Here is an 18,652-nt window from a genome sequence, read left to right as displayed (position 1 = left end):
TCACAAGGCGCTCAACGTCCGTGACCGGCGTCGGCCGCGAGGACGTTCTGCACCAGTTCGGCGAGCGAATTCGCCTCCATCTTTTCCATCACCCGCGCGCGGTGCACTTCGACCGTCTTGATGCTGATCCCGAGCACGTCGGCGATCTGCTTGTTGAGCTTGCCGGCGATGATGAGGTCGAGCACCTCGCGCTCGCGCTGCGTGAGCTGGGTGAGGCGGCGCACGGTCTCCGCCTCGAGCTGGCGCCGCCCGCGCGAGGCCTGCTCGGCGGCCAGACACTCGGCGATCAGGTCGAGCATGTCGCGCTCGCTGAACGGTTTCTCGATGAAGTCGACGGCGCCCTTCTTGACCGCCGACACCGCCATCGGCACGTCGCCGTGGCCCGTGATGAAGATCACCGGCAGCGAACAGTGGCGCCGCCGCAATTCCTCGAAGAGTTCGAGCCCGCTCATCCCCGGCATCCGGACGTCGAGCACGAGGCAGCCGGTCATCGCGAGATTGAAATCGGCAAGGAAGGCTTCGGCCGATTCGTAGGCGCGCACCCGGTGGCCGCTCGACTCGAGCAGCCACACGAGGGAATCGCGCAGGGCTTCGTCATCGTCGACGATATGGATGTACTGGTCAGGCGCGGCGGACTGCTGCTCGCTCACTCGCAATCTCCGTAGGCAGCGTAAACGAGAAGATGGTACCTCCTTCCGGGTTGTCGTCGACAATCAATCGCCCGTCGTGGAATTCGATGATCGAGCGGCAGATGTTGAGGCCCATGCCCATCCCCTCGGTCTTGGTCGTATAGAAGGGAGTGAAGAGGCGCGAGCGCTCCTCCTCGCCGATGCCGTGACCGCGGTCGATGACCGCCACCTCGACGGCGCGCGGACCCAAGGCCCGGGCGCGCACGACCAGCACGCGATGCTCGACGGCCATGTCGGCCATCGCGTCGATGCCGTTCTTGACGAGGTTCAGCACGACCTGCTCGATCATGATGCGGTCGGCGAACACCGGCGGCAGGTCGGGCGCGACCTCGGACACGATGCGCGAGCTCATGCGCCGCGCGTCGATCTCGGCAAAGCCGATCGCATCGTCGAGCACCTCGGAGATCTGCACCGCGCCGCGCCGCGGCTCGCTCTTCTTCACGAACTCGCGGATGCGCCGGATGATCTTGCCCGCGCGCTCGGCCTGGAAGCTCGCCTTCTGCATCGCGGAGAGCAGGTCTTCGTCGCGCGCGTTGCCGCCCTGGATACGGGTGACGCAACCCATGCAGTAGTTGGCGATCGCGGACAGCGGCTGGTTCAGCTCGTGCGCGAGCGTCGAGGCCATTTCGCCCATCGTGATGAGGCGCGAGGTGCGCTGCAGGCGCTCGGCCTGCTGGCGCGACACCTCGGCGGTCTGCTTGCGCTCGGTGATGTCGGTCGCGATGCCCATGCGCACGACGCGCCCGTCCACCCAGCGCGTGGCGTGCTCGCGCACGTGGTACCAGCGCCCGGAGAGCGGGTTCTGCAGTTCGCCATCGAAGAGTTCGCGCGGCAGGTCGGCGGGCGTGAGGCCGCGCGGGTCGACCGGGTAATCGCCGCGCTCGGGCTGCGGCACGGCGACGCCGCGCACGGTGCGGCCGACGGCGTCGAAGCCGTGGATGCTCTTGAACGCGCGGTTCGCGAACAGGATCTCGTCGGTGCGCGCGTCGGCGACGAAGACCGCAGCGTCGAGCCCGTCGATCACGGCCTCGAAGCGCTCGTGCGCGGATTCGAGCGCGGCGCGGATGCGCTTCGGTTCAGTGATGTCGGTCGCGGAGGCCATCCAGCCGACCTGGGTCCCGGTGCTGTCGATCAGCGGCGACAGGTAGAAGCGCGCGTCGAGGCGCTCGCCGTTCTTGCGCCGCACGCGCATCTCGAACCCGCTCACCGGCGCCCTGCCCTGCAGCGTGAGGTCGAGGTTGTGCCAGCACTGCTCGAGATCCTCGGGCGGCCAGTACGGGAAGGGCGGCTTCGAGCCGAGGAGCTCTTCCTGCTCGAAGCCCACCATGCGGCAGAAGGCCGAATTGACGTAGATGATGCGCCCGGTGAGGTCGATCGCCCGCATGCCGGTGATCACCGACTCTTCCATCGCCTTGCGGAAGGTGGTCTCGGCGCGCAGCGCCTCTTCGGCCGCCTTGCGGCCCGTGATGTCGTGCGCGACGGCATAGACGAGCTTCTCCTCGCGCACCGGGTTGATGCTCCAATCGAGCCACTTGAAGCTGCCATCGACGCAACGGCAGCGGATCTCGAAACTCACCGGCTGGCCGTCGGCGAGGCGACGCAACTGATCGACGGCGAAGGGCACGTCGTCGACGTGCACGATGTCGAGCAGCGGCCTGCCCGGCAGGTCGTCCGGGGAACAGCCGAGGATGCGTTCGAAGGCGGGGTTCGCGCGCCGGAAAACGCCGTCGAGGCCGACAATGCACAGCAGGTCGAGCGACAGGTTGAACAGCCGGTCGCGCTCCTTCTCGACCTGGACGCGGCGCTGCACGTGGGTGCGCAGCAGCCACAGGGTCCACAGCACGATCACCGACAGCCCGATGATCATCGCGGTCGGCAGCATCTGCGGCAGCTGGCTGCTGGTGCGGAAGGCGGTCGCGCGCAGGCTCAGGCCGTTGCCCGGCGGATCGAGCGCAATCGAATACGAGATGCTCTCGTCGATCGCCCGAACCCCCGAGTTCGCGGCCAGCGTGTCGCCCTTGGCACCGAGCAGCGTGAGGCGGTACTTCTCGTCGAACCAACTCGGCACGAGGTGGCGCACCATGCGGTCGATCGAATAGACGCCGACGATCGCGCCGAGGAATTCGCGGCCATGACGCACCGGCACGTAGACCTCCAGCACCATGCGGTTACGCGGATTGACGTAAGCCTCGCCGTAGGCGGCGCGCCCCAGGTCGCGGGCGCGGTAGAAGGCGTCGGTCTGATTCGCGGACAAGGCGTCGCCGGTGAGCCAGTCGGTGGTGTCGAACGGCGCGGACCAGCGCACGACTTCCTCGGGCCCCACCCAGACGATGTTCACGAGTTCGCCGTTGTTGGCGATGTACTGGTTGGCGCGGACCTGAAAGCCGTCGAGATTCAACGCATCGGCGGCAAGATCACGGGCCGCCTGGCCGAGGAATTCCTCGGTCGCCTGCATGTGCAGACGCATCGTCTGCTCGGCCCACTGCACGTCGCGGGCGACGGCGTTGCGCTGGCTCTCGACGTCGCGCGCCTGCAGCAGCCAGACGAGCGCGAGCATCGTCAGCGCGAAGATGCCGACTGCGACGTAAGGGGCGGTCCAGTACCAGCGGGCCTGGCCGAGGCGGCCTGAGTCGGAAAAATGGGGCATCGAAATCGGGACTATCGGGAGAAACGGGACAGGCGCGTAAGAGCGCCGCAGATGCCTTGAGGGATTGTCGATGGCATCGCGCCGAGCGGCAATCGGGGTTTTTCCGTAGCGCCTCGCGGCCGGCAACCAGGAAACATCGTCCATGAACGGCTTGGGGTTTTCGCCAATTCTACGCTGCTGCCATCGGCCGTACATTGTGCGGCCATCCTTCTTCAACCCGAGTGATTCCAGCGTGCTGCGCCTCCTGGTTGCGCTTCTGTGCCTCGTATCCCTCGCGGAACCCTCCGTCGCGGCCGCCCCGGCGAGCCCTGCCGGCCCGCTCAGGATCGGCGTGTCCGGCCCCTTCACGGGCGGGTCGAGCCCGATGGGCATTTCGATGCGCGAGGGCATCCGCATCGCTGCGGCCGAAATCAACGCCGGCGGCGGCGTGCTCGGACGCCCGGTCGAACTCGTCGAACGCGACGACGAAGCACGCAACGAGCGCGGCGCCCAGGTCGTGCAGGAACTCATCGACCGCGAACACGTCGTCGCAGGGCTCGGCATCGCCAACACTGGCGTCGCGCTCGCGAGCCAGCGCTTCTACCAGCAGGCGCGCATTCCGATCGTTACTTCGGTGGCGACCGGATCGCTGATCACCAAACAGTTCCTGCCGCCGCAGCACCCGGACAACTTCGTCTTCCGCGTCTCGGCGAGCGACACGCTGCAGGCGGCGATGATCGTCGCCGAGGCCGTCGACCGCCGCGGCATCAGGCGCGTCGCGATCTTCCACGACGCGACCAACTACGGCCAACTCGGCCGCGAGGACCTCGAAAGGACGCTCAGCGAGCGCAACATCGTGCCGGTCGCCGTCGAGCGCTTCCAGATCCCGCAGCCCGACATGAGTTCGCAGCTGCGCCGGGCGCGCCAGGCGGGCGCCGAGGCGATCCTCACCTACGGCATCGGCCCCGAGCTCGCGCAGATCGTCAACGGCATGGCCCGCCTCAACTGGCATGTGCCGCTGATCGGCAGCTGGACGCTCGCGATGTCGAACTTCATCGACAATGCCGGCCCCAACGGGGAAGGCGCCCGCATGCCGCAGACCTTCATCCCCGAGCCGACGACGCCTCGCCGCAAGGCCTTCCTCGACGCATGGAAAAACGCCACCGGAAGCGCGCGCATTCCGGTCCCACCGGCCGCTGCGCAAGGGTATGATTCCATGCTTCTGCTCGCGGCCGCGATCCGTCAGGCCGGCAGCACCGACGGCGATCGAATCCGCGAGGCGCTCGAAAACCTGCAAGAAAGGGTCGAGGGGGTCATCATGACTTACAACCGCCCGTTTTCGAAGGAACGCCACGAGACCATCAACAGCGTCCATGACATATTCATGGGCGAAGTGCAGAATGGGCGAGTCGTGTTCGCCTACGACGAGGACCGCCGCCGGGCATCGCGCCAATGATGCGCGCGGCATCCGCCGCTTTTCCTGATCGGCCGGGAGAAAATCCTCTCCCTCCCTCTCCATCTCCCGGCCGATTTTTTTCCGCTTTTCCGCGCTTTCTTGATTTTCCCCGTTTTGGGCGCCTTCGCAGGCGCCCGTTGGCGTTCGCTCGCCTCCTTTGCGGCCGCCCGCTTTGGACGTTTTTCCGCCAACCACCGAACGGCCGCGTCATCGTCTGCGCAGCGTTCGGGGAAAAAAGTTATTGCGCATCCTGAAAAGTGATTTTATAGTGTGAAAACCGTCGCTGATCATCGGAATCGGCAACTCACGGTTTTAACTTCGCCCGCTTCACGAAAGCGGGATTCGCTAACAGCTGGGCTCAACGTTTGAGGAGACAGAGCATGGCCGCGACACCCAACGTAACGCTGCAATCGGACCCCGACACCCTGGAAACCCAGGAATGGCTGGACGCCCTCCAGGCCGTCGTCGCCAATGAAGGCCAGGACCGCGCGCATTTCCTGATCGAGAAGCTGATCGAGGCCGGCCGCGAGGAAGGCATCGACATCCCCTACTCGGCAACGACCCAGTACATCAACACCATCCCCGCCGCACAGCAGCCGAAGTACCCGGGCAACCCGGACATGGAGATCAAGCTCCATTCGTACATCCGCTGGAACGCGATGGCGATGGTCGTTCGCGCCAACAAGCACACCAACGTCGGCGGCCATATCGCATCGTTCGCGTCCGCGGCTGCGCTCTACGACGTGGGCTTCTCGCACTTCTGGCGCGCCCCGACCGCCGAGCACGGCGGCGACCTGATCTTCTTCCAGGGCCACTCGGTCCCCGGCGTCTATGCACGCGCCTTCATGCTCGGTCGCCTGACCGAAGACCAGATGGACAGCTTCCGCCAGGAAGTCGACGGCAAGGGCATCTCGTCCTACCCGCACCCCTGGCTGATGCCGGACTTCTGGCAGTTCCCGACCGTGTCGATGGGCCTCGGCCCCCTGTGCGCGATCTACGCCGCGCGCTTCATGAAGTACATGGATTCGCGCGACATGGCCAAGGCGCAGGACCGCAAGGTCTGGGCCTTCCTCGGCGACGGCGAGACCGACGAAGTCGAATCGCTGGGCGCGATCGGCATGGCCGCGCGTGAAAAGCTCGACAACCTGGTCTTCGTGATCAACTGCAACCTGCAGCGTCTGGACGGCCCGGTGCGCGGCAACGGCAAGATCATCCAGGAGCTGGAAGCGGAATTCCGCGGCGCCGGCTGGAACGTCATCAAGCTCGTGTGGGGCACGCACTGGGATTCGCTGCTCGCCCGCGACACCAAGGGCCTGCTGAAGAAGCGCATGATGGAATGCGTCGACGGCGAGTACCAGACTTTCAAGGCCAAGGACGGCGCCTACGTGCGCGAGCACTTCTTCAACACGCCGGAACTGAAGGCGATGGTCGCCGACTGGACCGACGAGGAAATCTGGCGCCTGAACCGTGGCGGCCATGACCTGTTCAAGATCTTCTCCGCCTACAAGGCAGCGGTCGAGCACAAGGGCCAGCCGACGCTGATCCTCGCCAAGACCGTCAAGGGCTTCGGCATGGGCCAGGCCGGCGAGGCGATGAACATCTCGCACCAGCAGAAGAAGCTCGACGAAGAGGCCATCCGCCGCTTCCGCGACCGCTTCGACATCCCGGTGCCGGACGACAAGATCGCCGAACTGCCCTACCTGAAGTTCGCCGAGGACTCGCCCGAATACAAATACATGATGGAGCGCCGCGTGCAACTCGGCGGCTTCCTGCCGCAGCGCCGCCGCAAGGCCGATCCGCTGCCGGTGCCCGCGCTCGACAACTTCGCCGCGCTGCTGAAGGCCTCGGGCGAAGGCCGCGAGCTGTCGACGACGATGGCGATCGTGCGCATCATGAACACCCTGCTCAAGGACAAGCAGATCGGCCGCCACGTCGTGCCGATCGTCCCGGACGAGTCGCGCACCTTCGGCATGGAAGGCATGTTCCGCCAGTACGGCATCTGGAACCAGGAAGGCCAGAACTACGTGCCGGAAGACCATGACCAGCTGATGTTCTACAAGGAATCGAAGACCGGCCAGGTGCTGCAGGAAGGCATCAACGAAGCCGGCGCGATGGCCGACTGGATCGCCGCCGGCACCGCGTACTCGGTGCATGGCGTGCAGATGGTGCCCTTCTACATCTTCTATTCGATGTTCGGCCTGCAGCGCACGATGGACCTGTGCTGGGCGGCTGCGGACCAGCGTACCCGCGGCTTCCTGATCGGCGGCACCGCCGGCCGCACCACGCTGAACGGCGAAGGCCTGCAGCACGAAGACGGCCACAGTCTCGTGATGGCCAACATGATCCCGAACTGCGTCAGCTACGACCCGACCTTCCAATACGAAGTCGCGGTGATCGTGCAGGACGGCATGCGCCGGATGTTCGCCGAGCAGCAGGACGTGTACTACTACATCACGGTGATGAACGAGAACTACGAGCATCCCGAGATGCCTGCCGGCGCCGAAGCCGACATCGTCAAGGGCATGTACGCGTTCCGTAAGGGCGGTGAAGGCAAGCTGCGCGTGCAACTGCTCGGTTCCGGCACGATCTTCCGCGAAGTCATCGCCGCGGCCGACCTGCTGAAGAACGACTGGGGTGTCGAGTCCGACATCTGGGGCTGCCCGAGCTTCAACGAACTCGCCCGTGACGGCCAGGATGCCGAGCGCTGGAACATGCTGCACCCGATGGAAGCGCCGCGCCTGTCGCATGTCGCGAAATGCCTGAAGGACGCGACCGGCCCGGTGATCGCCTCGACCGATTACATCAAGATGTTCGCCGAGCAGATCCGTCCCTTCGTCAAGGGCACCTACGTGACGCTGGGCACCGACGGCTTCGGCCGCTCCGACACCCGCGAGAAGCTGCGCCACTTCTTCGAAGTGGATCGCCACTGGGTCACGGTTGCCGCGCTGAAGGCGCTCGCCGACGACGGCCTGATCGAGCGCGAAAAAGTGGCCGCCGCGCTGCTGAAGTACAACCTCGATCCCAACAAGCCGAACCCGATGAGCGTCTGAGAGAGCGAGGGAGACTAGAACATGAGCCAAATCATTGAAGTGAAAGTCCCGGACATCGGCGATTTCGACGCGGTGCCGGTCATCGAACTGTTCGTGAAGGTGGGCGACACCATCAAGGTCGACGACGCGATTGCGACGCTCGAATCGGACAAGGCGACGATGGACGTGCCGTCGTCCGCCGCGGGCGTGGTCAAGGAAGTGCTGGTCGGCGTCGGCGACAAGGTCTCGGAAGGCGTCGCGCTGATCAAGGTCGAGACGGCCAACGGCGCGAAGGCCGAAGCGCCTGCCGCTGCGCCGGCGCCCGCTGCCGCCCCTGCCCCGGCTGCTGCCGCTCCGGCACCAGCCTCTGCTCCGGCTGCAGCACCTGCCGCCGCCGCAGGCCCGGTCGAAGTCGCGGTGCCGGACATCGGCGACTTCTCGGAAGTGCCGGTGATCGAGCTCTTCGTGAAGGTCGGCGACACGATCAAGGTCGATGATGCGATCGCGACGCTCGAATCCGACAAGGCGACGATGGATGTGCCGTCGTCCGCCGCCGGCGTCGTCAAGGAAGTGAAGGTCAAGGTCGGCGACAAGGTGTCGATGGGCACGGTGTTGATCGTCGTCGAAGGCGCTGGCGCCGCGCCGGCCGCGGCCGCTGCTCCGGCACCGGCTGCCGCTCCGGCTCCGGCCTCGACCCCGTCGGGCGCGGTCCCGGCTGCATCGACCGCGGCGTTCAGCCAGTCGGCACTGTCCGCGCCGCCGCAGGGCGCCGCCCCCGCGGCCCCGTCGGCCGTCACGCTCGGCGGCAAGGTCCACGCGAGCCCGTCGGTGCGCGCCTACTCGCGCGAACTGGGCGTCGATCTCGCCCAGGTCAAGGCGACCGGTCCGAAGGCCCGCATCCTGAAGGAAGACGTCACCGCCTTCGTGAAGGGCGCGATGCAGACCGGCGTCGTTCCGGGCAAGGCCGCCCCGGCTGCCGCGGGCGCGAGCCTGGGCGGCGGGCTGGACCTGCTGCCTTGGCCGAAGGTCGATTTCTCGAAGTTCGGTGAGATCGAATCCAAGCCGCTGTCGCGCATCAAGAAGATCTCCGGCCAGAACCTCGCCCGCAACTGGGTGATGATCCCGGCCGTGACCTATCACGAAGACGCCGACATCACCGACCTCGAAGCCTTCCGCGTCCAGATGAACAAGGAGTATGAGAAGTCCGGCAAGAAGCTCACGATGCTGGCCTTCATCATCAAGGCGTCGGTGCGCGCGCTGCAGCAATTCCCCGAGTTCAACACTTCGCTCGACGGCGACAACCTGATCTACAAGAAGTACTTCAACATCGCGTTCGCCGCCGACACGCCGAACGGGCTCGTCGTGCCGGTGATCAAGAACGCCGACAAGAAGAGCGTGTTCGAGATCGCCGCCGAATCCGGCGAGCTCGCGAAGAAGGCGCGCGACGGCAAGCTCGGCCCGGCCGACATGTCCGGTGCGTGCTTCACGATCTCCAGCTTGGGCGGCATCGGCGGCACCTACTTCGCGCCGATCGTCAATGCGCCGGAAGTCGCGATCCTCGGCGTCAACAAGTCGGTGATGAAGCCGGTGTGGGACGGCAAGCAGTTCGTGCCGCGCCTGACCCTGCCGATGTCGCTGACGGCCGACCACCGCGTCATCGACGGCGCGCTCGCGACCCGCTTCAACGTCTATCTCGCTCAACTGCTGGCCGACTTCCGTCGGGTCATGCTGTAAGGAGGCCGCGCCATGAGCCAAGTTGAAGTCAAGGTTCCGGACATCGGCGATTTCGATTCCGTCCCGGTGATCGAGCTGTTCGTGAAGGCCGGCGACACCATCAAGGTCGACGACGCGATCTGCACGCTCGAGTCCGACAAGGCGACGATGGACGTTCCGTCGTCGGCGGCCGGCGTCATCACCGAAGTGCTGGTGAAGGTCGGCGACAAGGTTGCCGAAGGCACCGTGCTGCTGAAGGTCGAGGCTGCAGGCGCCGCGGCGGCTGAGGCACCGGCGGCTGCTCCGGCTCCGGCTGCCGCCCCGGCGGCACCGGCCGCTGCTCCGGCTGCAGCTCCGACCGCTGCCAGCCATGCCGGCGGTGCCGACATCGAGTGCGACATGCTCGTGCTCGGCGCCGGCCCCGGCGGCTATTCGGCCGCGTTCCGCTCCGCCGACCTCGGTCTCAAGACCGTGATCGTCGAGCGCTATGCGACCCTCGGCGGCGTGTGCCTGAACGTCGGCTGCATCCCGTCGAAGGCGCTGCTGCACGTCGCCGCGGTGATGGACGAGGCCGAGCATATGTCGGCCGCCGGCATCAGCTTCGCGAAGCCGACCGTCGATATCGACGCGTTGCGCGCCCACAAGAACAAGGTCGTCGGCAAGCTGACCGGTGGCCTCGCCGGCATGGCCAAGGGCCGCAAGGTCGATGTCGTACGCGGCTACGGCAGCTTCCTCGACCCGAACCACGTCGAGGTCGAAGTCACCTCCGGCGACGCGCAGGACAAGACCGGCGAGAAGAAGGTCATCAAGTTCAAGCAGTGCATCATCGCCGCCGGTTCGGCCGCAGTGCACCTGCCCTTCATCCCGCGCGACCCGCGCATCGTCGACTCGACCGGTGCGCTCGAACTGCGCTTCGTGCCCGAGAAGATGCTCGTCATCGGCGGCGGCATCATCGGTCTCGAAATGGCGACCGTGTATTCGACGCTCGGCACCAAGGTCGATGTCGTCGAGATGCTCGACCGCCTGATGCAGGGTCCGGACGCCGACGCCGTGAAGGTATGGGAGAAGCAGAACCTGCATCGCTTCGACAACGTGATGCTCAAGACCAAGACCGTCGCCGTCGAGGCGAAGGACGACGGCCTGTGGGTCACGTTCGAAGGTGAAAAGGCGCCGCAGGGTCCGCAGCGCTACGACATGATCCTGCAGGCCGCTGGCCGCAGCCCGAACGGCAAGAAGATCGCCGCGGACAAGGCGGGCGTCCTCGTCACCGACCGCGGCTTCATCCCGGTCGATGCGCAGATGCGCACCAACGTGCCGCACATCTTCGCGATCGGCGACATCGTCGGCAACCCGATGCTCGCGCACAAGGCGGTGCATGAAGCACACGTCGCGGCCGAAGTCGCCGCCGGCGAGAAGTCGGCCTTCGACGCCACCGTGATCCCGGGCGTGGCTTACACCCATCCGGAAGTGGCCTGGGTCGGCTATACCGAGGAAGATGCGAAGAAGGAAGGCCGCAAGATCGAGACCGCCAAGTTCCCGTGGGCCGCCAGCGGCCGCGCGATCGCCAACGGCGCCGACTACGGCTTCACCAAGCTGATCTTCGACGCCGAAACGCACCGCGTGATCGGCGGCGCGATCGTCGGCCCCTCGGCCGGCGACATGATCGGCGAAGTCTGCCTCGCGATCGAGATGGGCGCGGACGCGGTGGATATCGGCAAGACCATCCACCCGCACCCGACTCTCGGCGAGACCGTCGGCATGGCGGCGGAAGTCGCGCATGGCAGTTGCACCGACATTCCGCCGGTGCGCAAGAAGAAGTAAGACGCCTCTCAAGCGTGACGACGGCGACCTTCGGGTCGCCGTTTTTTTTGCCCTGTTGCCGGCAATTCTTGACGTCGGCATGCGGCAGGAATTGCCGCTGCCTGCAAAAACCACGTCCAAAAGATGGAATTTGCCGTCATTTCGCAGCGCGAGGTGATGCCTGCGGCATTTATTCCGTATGGCACCCGAGTTGCTATGGATGAAATTGTCAGTAATGCCAATCATCCGATGCTCTCGATCCAGTCCAACCTCGATGCCACGCGTGCAAGCCGTCTCTACGGCGAGCACAGCCGCAGCCTTGCGACGGCGGTCGAGCGGCTTTCAAGCGCCCGACGCATCAACAGCGCCCGCGACGACGCAGCCGGACTGGCGATCTCCGAACGGATGAACACGGCGATCCGCAGCAGCACCCGCCTGCGGCAGGGCATCAGCGATGGCATCAGCCTCGCCCAGGTTGCCGACGGCGCACTCGCCACCGTTCAAGACCTGCTCCAACGCGCCCGCGAACTGGCGGTGCAGTCGGCCAACGGCACCAACGGGTCGGGCGAACACGGCGCACTCGATACCGAATTCCAGCAGATTGCGGCCGAAATCGATCGCATCGCGGGGGGGACGCAGATTTTCGGCAATCAGCCCTTGCAGGGAAGCTCGAACGTCACCGTCCCGGCAGCCATCGCCGCCAGCGTTCCGACGCTGGGCCAGGTCTTCGGGGGCAGCGGAACAACGGCGACATTCGTTTCCGGCGTCACTGCGCTCGGCTACATTCCCGGCGGTGCAAGCAACGTGACGATCGAAATCAACTCGCTGGGTCTCGACGACGACATCCAACTGTTCACCCGCAACGGCAAGCACCTCGCCGGCACGCCGATCACGGGCGCCCTCCCCGACTATGTCTGGACCCACAACAGCCAGAACATCAGCGTCACCGACGCTGCGACGGCAAAGTCCGGCGTGCTGACGACGACCAACGGCTTTCTCCCCACGGCCGTCTACGACGGCAGCACCCTACTGGAGGGGCCGGCCACCTACGCCTTCCCCGACACCGCGTCGAGGGGCTACAACGGGACGACGATCAGCTATACAGGCGACGGCGACCGAACCGAGCCTTCCACCTTCCTCAATAACGGCCGGAACGAGGACCCGAGCAAGTTCAGAGAGAGCCTGAGCATCGACGTCGCCACGGAAGACTTGGTCGTGATCGTCGTCGGCAGCGGTAATTTCACCGCCACCGCGAGCTGGGACCAGATGCCCGCCACGAGCGGCGGCTCGTCGCCTGTCGGCACACCAGGAAGCGCCGGATCGACGCTCTCCATTCTGTCCGACGTATCGCCCGGCGGCGTCCCCCGCTTCATCGACATCGACCGCACGCCCGCCGACACCCAATCGCTGGGCTTGTCGGGAACGAACGTCGGCACCCAGGGCAGCAGCGTCGCCGCCATCGGCGCACTCGATGGAGCGCTCGACAAAGTCGGCAATTACCGCGCGCAATACGGCGCCCACCTGTCTCGCTTCGAATCCGCGATCGGAAACCTGACCGTCTACGGAGAGAACATGTCCGCATCGCGCGGGCGCATCGTCGACGCCGATTACGCGCAGGAGACGGCGGACAAGCTCCGCTCGGGCATCCTCGCGGACGCATCCCTCGCCATGCTGGCCCAGGCCAACACCTTCCCCGAAGTCGCCCTCAATCTGTTGCGCAAGAGCGTCGGCGGCGCCTGATCGACATCCGACCGGCCCTCGCCGTGCATTGCACTTTTATCCGACTACTGTATATACTTACAGTCATCATCAACAAGGCTTTCAACCGGCCCTTACCTGACGGAGACCAACATGGAACGATGGATTACGCGCCTGCTTCTCGGTTGTGGCGGCATGGCCGGACTGATGCTCGGAACGGGGCAAGCCGTCGAGGCGACAACGCTTGCCTGCGCTACGATCTTCACGGTCTGGCTCCTGAGAACGCACGCCGATCCGAGCAGCCGATAAGCTGCTCGTCCCCGGCAACGACGCCGGGCAGGATTGCAGATTCGGCAGGGGGATGGCGACGCGCGGCACCGTATAATCGCGCGAACGACACCTATAACCTCCGCCATACATGCCCGCACCCACCCAGCCATCGGAGATCGCTCGCGAAGTCCTGCGCCTGATCGCCACGCGGCGCGTTCCGCCGACGCCGGACAATTTCCGCAGGCTGTATAACGAGGTCGCCGGCATCGCAGCGGACGAAGGGGCGTTCCCTGAAAAATTCGTTCGTTCGCTCGCTCTTCAACTCCCGCGCGACACGGCCGAGCGTACCCGGCTCGCGCGGCAGCTCGATCAGGCGCTGACCGCGGGCGACCCCGCAAGCGGGCAAAGAGCCTTGGGGCAATACCTCGCCAGCCTCAAGACCGAGCAGCCGCAGGCGTGGAACGAACTGATCGGCAATCTCCTCAAGCAGTGGGAGCTGCGCCAGATCGGCTGGACCACGGCGCGCAAGCGGGAATCGCTCGAACGCGTGCTGGCGGCCAACGACCCCGCGACACTCTATGGGCGGCTGTACGGACTTGTACGGTCATGGATGCAGGCGCCCTCCAACCCCGAATCGCCCGCCGCGCGTGAACTGGTCGACGTGGCGCCGGCAACGGCTGCAGCCACGGAGGCGGCCACCGGCCCCGTTCCTGTGAGCAACGGATCGCCGTCCCCGGTCGCGCCGGAGATCCTGCATATCGCGGCCGGCGACGCGGGAGAATTACTGTCGAACCTGCGCGAGCTGCTGCTGCTCACTCTCGAATCCGTGCTGCCGCCGTTCCTGGCGGAGCAGCCGGATCTCACGCGCGAAGTCACCAAGTTCGTGCATTTGGTGAAGTCGGCTGAACGCGCGGAGGACCTGCGCCCCATCGCCACCCAATTGCGCAAGTTCGCCTACCGTCTGGAAATGGCCGCCGGCGACAACGCCGAGGTCAATGCGGGGCTGACCAATCTTCTGCGTCTGCTGCTCGAAAACATTGACCAGATCGTCGTCGACGACCGCTGGCTTCGCGGCCAGGTCGAGGTCTTGCGCGACGTGGTCGGCAAGCCGACGAACGTCCGCCTCATCGACGACGCCGAACGGCGTCTCAAGGAAGTCATCTACAAGCAGAGCCAGCTCAAGCACAACCTGTCCGAAGCCCAGCGCTCGCTCAAGGAGATGCTCGCTGGATTCGTCGATCACCTGGCGAGCTTTACCGAGGCAACCGGCAGCTACCACGACCGCATGGGGCGCTGTGCCGACCAGATCGCCGCTGCCCACGACATCACCGAAATCAGCGGAATCCTCGGTGAAGTCATGTGCGAGACGCTCGCGATGCGCGACGAAGCCCGCCGTTCGCGCGACGAACTCCAGACCGCGCGCCAACGCGCGAGCGAGGCCGAAACGCGCATCACCGAACTGCAGCACCAGCTCGACGAGACCTCGCGCCTGATGCGCCACGACCAGCTCACCGGCGTGCTCAATCGCCGCGGGCTCGAGGAGACCTTCGAGAAAGAAGCGGCGCGTGCCCGGCGCTACGAACGGCCGCTCAGCATCGCGCTCCTCGATCTGGACAACTTCAAGCGCCTCAACGACAGCTTTGGTCACCAGACCGGTGACGACGCGCTCGTCCACCTCTCGACGATCGTAAGGCAAAACCTGCGCCCCCAGGACGTCGTCGCGCGGCATGGCGGCGAGGAATTCATCCTGCTCTACCCCGACACCTCGCTCGACCAGGCCCACGCCGCACTCGTACGCCTGCAACGCGAGCTCACCCGGAACTTCTTCCTCGCCGAGGACAAGAAGATCCTCATCACTTTCAGCGCCGGCGTCACGCAATGGGATCCCGCGGAACAGTTCAATGACGTGATCAGCCGCGCCGACAACGCGATGTACCAAGCCAAGCAGACCGGGAAGAACAAGGTCGTCGCGGTAACCCCTTCCCCCGCTTAATCGCGCACTCGGGGCGGGCCCGATGCGCAACAACGCGAAATAGGCTCCAAAAAGCCGCGCTTATCCCGGCCGCAATGCCCGCGCGCTGCGAATAGAATACGCTCGACCGCAATAATGGAGGGCAGCGAATGAAGGCGGTGATTCTTGCGGGCGGATTGGGCAGCCGCCTCTCGGAGGAAACAAACCTCAAGCCCAAGCCGATGGTCGAAATCGGCGGGCGCCCGATCCTGTGGCACATCATGAAGATGTTCACCGCCCATGGAGTGACCGAGTTCATCATCTGCCTTGGCTATCGCGGCTACGTCGTCAAGGAGTTCTTCGCGAACTACTTCCTCCATACCTCGGACGTCACCTTCGACATGCGGACGAACTCGATGGCCGTTCACGAGCAGCATGCCGAGCCCTGGTCCGTGACGCTCGTCGATACCGGCGAAAATACCCAGACCGGCGGCCGGCTCGCGCGGGTGCACAAGTATCTGGACAGCGAGGAAGCCTTTTTCTTCACATACGGCGACGGTCTGGGCGACGTCGACCTGACGGCGCTGCAGGCCTTTCATCGCAAGCAAGGGCGCCTCGCGACAGTCACGGCCGTCTCGCCGCCCGGCCGCTTCGGCACGCTCGAACTGCGCAACAACAAGGTCGCGCGATTCAAGGAAAAACCGGCAACGGATGGAACGGTGATCAACGGCGGCTTCTTCGTGCTTTCCCCCAAGGTGATCGAACGGATTTCCGACGACGACATGCCCTGGGAGTCGGCGCCGATGGAATCGCTGGTCCGGGACGGCGAACTTGCTGCCTACCGCCATACGGGATTCTGGCAACCGATGGACACGCTGCGCGAGAAGAATTACCTCGAATCGCTGTGGAGCGAAGGGACGGCCCCGTGGAAGGTCTGGCAATGACCCATGCCGCCTATGGGGGACGCCGCGTACTGCTGACCGGGCACACGGGCTTCAAGGGGGCCTGGCTGGCCCTGTGGCTCGAACGACTGGGGGCGACGGTATCCGGACTCGCTCTTCCGCCGGACACCACCCCGTCCCTTTTCCACGCGCTGCGGCTCGACGAAACGATCGAATCGAACTTCGCGGACATTCGCGACGTCGAAGCCGTCAGGCGCGTGGTGACCGAGAGCGCCCCCGAGATCGTATTTCACCTCGCCGCGCAGCCTCTGGTGCGGCGTGGCTACATTGCACCTGTCGAAACCTTGGCCACCAACGTGATGGGCACCGCCCACGTGCTCGAAGCGGCGCGCAACTGCCCCTCCGTGCGCGCGGTCGTCGTGGTGACCACGGACAAATGCTATGAAAACCGGGGATGGGACTCCGGCTATCGCGAGAGCGACCGCCTCGGGGGCCATGACCCCTACAGCGCCAGCAAAGCCTGCGCCGAACTCGTCGCCGCGGCTTGGCGTTCGAGCTATTGCCAGTCCGGTGACGCGCCACTGCTCGCGACCGCACGTGCGGGCAATGTGATCGGCGGCGGAGACTGGGCGCAGGACAGGCTCGTGCCGGATATCATCCGCGCAATCGGCGCAGGGCAGACCGTCCGCGTCCGCAATCCCGACGCAATCCGCCCCTGGCAGCACGTACTCGAGCCGCTTGCCGGCTACCTCATGCTCGGCGCCCGCCTGCTCGCAGGAGAACGGTTCGTTGCCGGCGCATGGAATTTCGGGCCGGCCCTCGGCGACATGCAGCCCGTCTCGACGCTGTGCGATGCGCTCTGCACGCGGCTCGGCGGCCAATGGCGCTGCGACGAAGGCGAGCACCCCCACGAAGCAGCCGTCCTGCGGCTGGACAGCAGTCACGCGATGCTCAAGCTGGGCTGGGCGCCCCGCTGGACGCTCGCGCAAACGCTGGACCTGACGGCGGACTGGTACGCGCGCGTGAACGGTGGGGAAGACGCGCGCGCCCTGACCCTCGAACAAATAAGCGCCTACGAGACCACTTGCGGAGTCCAACGATGAGTTCAACCAGGGATCCTCGCGACGCGGTTCGTGATGCAGTCCACCGTTACTGCGAACACAATGCGCCTCCGCGCGCGTTCATTCCCGGTGAAACCCCTGTTCCGCCCTCGGGCAAGGTGATCGGCGAGGCGGAAACCCAAGCCATGGTCGAGGCCGCACTGGACGGATGGCTGACGACGGGCCGCTTCAACGCGAGCTTCGAACAGCGCCTCGCAGCGTTCGTCGGCACGGCCTGCCAAGCATTGACGGTCAATTCAGGCTCTTCCGCCAACCTCGTTGCCGTTTCGACGCTGTTCTCGCCCATGCTCGGCAATGGCGCGATCCGCGCGGGCGACGAAATCGTCACGGTCGCAGCGGGCTTCCCGACAACCGTGAACCCGATCCTGCAGAACGGCGCAGTGCCCGTCTTCATCGACGTCCTGCCGCGAACCTACAACGTCGATCCGAGCCTTCTCGAAAACGCGGTCTCGAATCGAACCCGCGCCGTCGTGCTCGCGCACACGCTCGGCAACCCCTACGACCTCGCCGCGGTCACCGCGTTTTGCGCGCGCCACAACCTGTGGCTGATCGAAGATTGCTGCGACGCGCTCGGTGCCGGCTACACCCTCCCTGCGAACGCCGAAGTATGGTTACCGCGAACGCCGACGCCCGACGATCCGGCGCTCTGGCGGCGCGGAACCGACAACGACCGCAGCCGCCACGTCGGCAACTTCGGACACCTCGCCACGCTCTCGTTCTACCCTGCCCACCACATCACGATGGGCGAAGGCGGCGCCGTCCTGACGAGCGACGCCCTGCTCCGGCGCGTGGCCGAATCCGTGCGCGACTGGGGCCGCGACTGCTGGTGCGCCCCGGGTTGCGACAACACCTGCGGCAAGCGTTTCGACTGGCAGTTCGGCAGCCTGCCGGCGGGCTACGACCACAAGTACACGTACTCGAATCTCGGCTACAACCTCAAGATCACGGACATGCAGGCAGCCTGCGCCCTTGCGCAGCTCGATCGCCTGTCCGACTTCGTCGCAGCCCGGCGTCGCAATTTCGCCCATCTCACGGATCGCCTGCAAAGCTGCGCCGATTTCCTGGACCTTCCCCAAGCCACCCCCTCGAGCGATCCGTCGTGGTTCGGATTCCCCGTCACGCTCAAGCCGCAAGCGGCCACGAGCCGGGTGGACCTCCTCGGATGGCTCGACCAGCACCGCATCGGCACGCGCCTGCTGTTCGCCGGCAATCTCACCCGCCAGCCCTATTTCGCCGGTCGCAACTACCGCGTCGCAAGCGAGCTTCCGGTCACCGACCGCGTCATGTCCGACACCTTCTGGATCGGCGTATGGCCCGGCCTGACGGCGGAAATGCTCGACTATGCCGCGACGCAGATCGAAACCTTCTTCGGCCTTCACTTTGACTGAGAACATGCC

At 65.6% G+C, this 18,652-nt stretch carries 12 protein-coding genes; 10 read left to right on the top strand and 2 right to left on the bottom strand.

Going from position 1 to position 18,652, the window contains the following annotated elements; all coding sequences use genetic code 11:
* Nucleotides 1-11: 11 nt before the first annotated feature.
* Nucleotides 12-650, bottom strand: a complete 639-nt coding sequence (locus AZKH_RS07135) for a response regulator transcription factor (protein WP_015435079.1) — start codon at nucleotides 648-650, stop codon at nucleotides 12-14.
* A complete protein-coding gene (locus AZKH_RS07130) occupies nucleotides 622-3,336 on the bottom strand; it encodes a PAS domain S-box protein (protein ID WP_015435078.1) in 2,715 nt (904 codons plus the stop codon). The genes AZKH_RS07135 and AZKH_RS07130 overlap by 29 nt, the downstream gene beginning before the upstream one ends.
* Before the next feature lie 232 nt (nucleotides 3,337-3,568).
* Between AZKH_RS07130 and AZKH_RS07125 the strand changes: the two genes are divergently transcribed.
* The 10 genes from AZKH_RS07125 to rfbH all read left to right on the top strand — a co-directional run bounded on the left by AZKH_RS07125 (nucleotide 3,569) and on the right by rfbH (nucleotide 18,643).
* On the top strand, nucleotides 3,569-4,771 hold the full coding sequence (locus AZKH_RS07125; protein WP_041656000.1) for an ABC transporter substrate-binding protein: 1,203 nt from the start codon (nucleotides 3,569-3,571) through the stop codon (nucleotides 4,769-4,771).
* A gap of 380 nt (nucleotides 4,772-5,151) precedes the next feature.
* Nucleotides 5,152-7,821: a pyruvate dehydrogenase (acetyl-transferring), homodimeric type gene (gene aceE, locus AZKH_RS07120; RefSeq protein WP_015435076.1), complete on the top strand. Its 2,670-nt coding sequence runs from the start codon at nucleotides 5,152-5,154 to the stop codon at nucleotides 7,819-7,821.
* Between the two features lie 21 nt (nucleotides 7,822-7,842).
* Nucleotides 7,843-9,534, top strand: a complete 1,692-nt coding sequence (aceF, locus tag AZKH_RS07115) for a dihydrolipoyllysine-residue acetyltransferase (protein ID WP_015435075.1) — start codon at nucleotides 7,843-7,845, stop codon at nucleotides 9,532-9,534.
* Between the two features lie 12 nt (nucleotides 9,535-9,546).
* Nucleotides 9,547-11,334: a dihydrolipoyl dehydrogenase gene (gene lpdA / locus AZKH_RS07110; protein ID WP_015435074.1), complete on the top strand. Its 1,788-nt coding sequence runs from the start codon at nucleotides 9,547-9,549 to the stop codon at nucleotides 11,332-11,334.
* Between the two features lie 195 nt (nucleotides 11,335-11,529).
* Nucleotides 11,530-13,053 (top strand): flagellin, encoded by a 1,524-nt coding sequence (locus AZKH_RS07105; RefSeq protein ID WP_172642458.1) that lies wholly within the window; start codon nucleotides 11,530-11,532, stop codon nucleotides 13,051-13,053.
* Nucleotides 13,054-13,164: 111 nt separating this feature from the next.
* Nucleotides 13,165-13,320, top strand: coding sequence for a hypothetical protein (locus AZKH_RS27220; RefSeq protein WP_156822059.1), 156 nt, complete (start codon nucleotides 13,165-13,167; stop codon nucleotides 13,318-13,320).
* A 109-nt stretch (nucleotides 13,321-13,429) separates the two neighbouring features.
* On the top strand, nucleotides 13,430-15,274 hold the full coding sequence (locus AZKH_RS07100) for a diguanylate cyclase (protein ID WP_015435072.1): 1,845 nt from the start codon (nucleotides 13,430-13,432) through the stop codon (nucleotides 15,272-15,274).
* A gap of 128 nt (nucleotides 15,275-15,402) precedes the next feature.
* Nucleotides 15,403-16,176, top strand: coding sequence for a glucose-1-phosphate cytidylyltransferase (rfbF, locus tag AZKH_RS07095; RefSeq protein ID WP_015435071.1), 774 nt, complete (start codon nucleotides 15,403-15,405; stop codon nucleotides 16,174-16,176).
* A complete protein-coding gene (rfbG, locus tag AZKH_RS07090) occupies nucleotides 16,173-17,237 on the top strand; it encodes a CDP-glucose 4,6-dehydratase (RefSeq protein ID WP_015435070.1) in 1,065 nt (354 codons plus the stop codon). The genes rfbF and rfbG overlap by 4 nt, the downstream gene beginning before the upstream one ends.
* The gene (gene rfbH / locus AZKH_RS07085) at nucleotides 17,234-18,643 is read left to right on the top strand and encodes a lipopolysaccharide biosynthesis protein RfbH (RefSeq protein WP_041655999.1); all 1,410 of its coding nucleotides are present in this window, start codon (nucleotides 17,234-17,236) and stop codon (nucleotides 18,641-18,643) included. Before rfbG ends, rfbH begins: the two co-directional genes overlap by 4 nt.
* Nucleotides 18,644-18,652 lie beyond the last annotated feature (9 nt).

Origin of the sequence: Azoarcus sp. KH32C (assembly GCF_000349945.1) — a bacterium.
In the GTDB taxonomy this organism is placed as follows: Bacteria; Pseudomonadota; Gammaproteobacteria; order Burkholderiales; family Rhodocyclaceae; genus Aromatoleum.
Note: the sequence above shows the minus strand (reverse complement) of the source record. Positions and strands in the feature narration are given on the sequence as shown.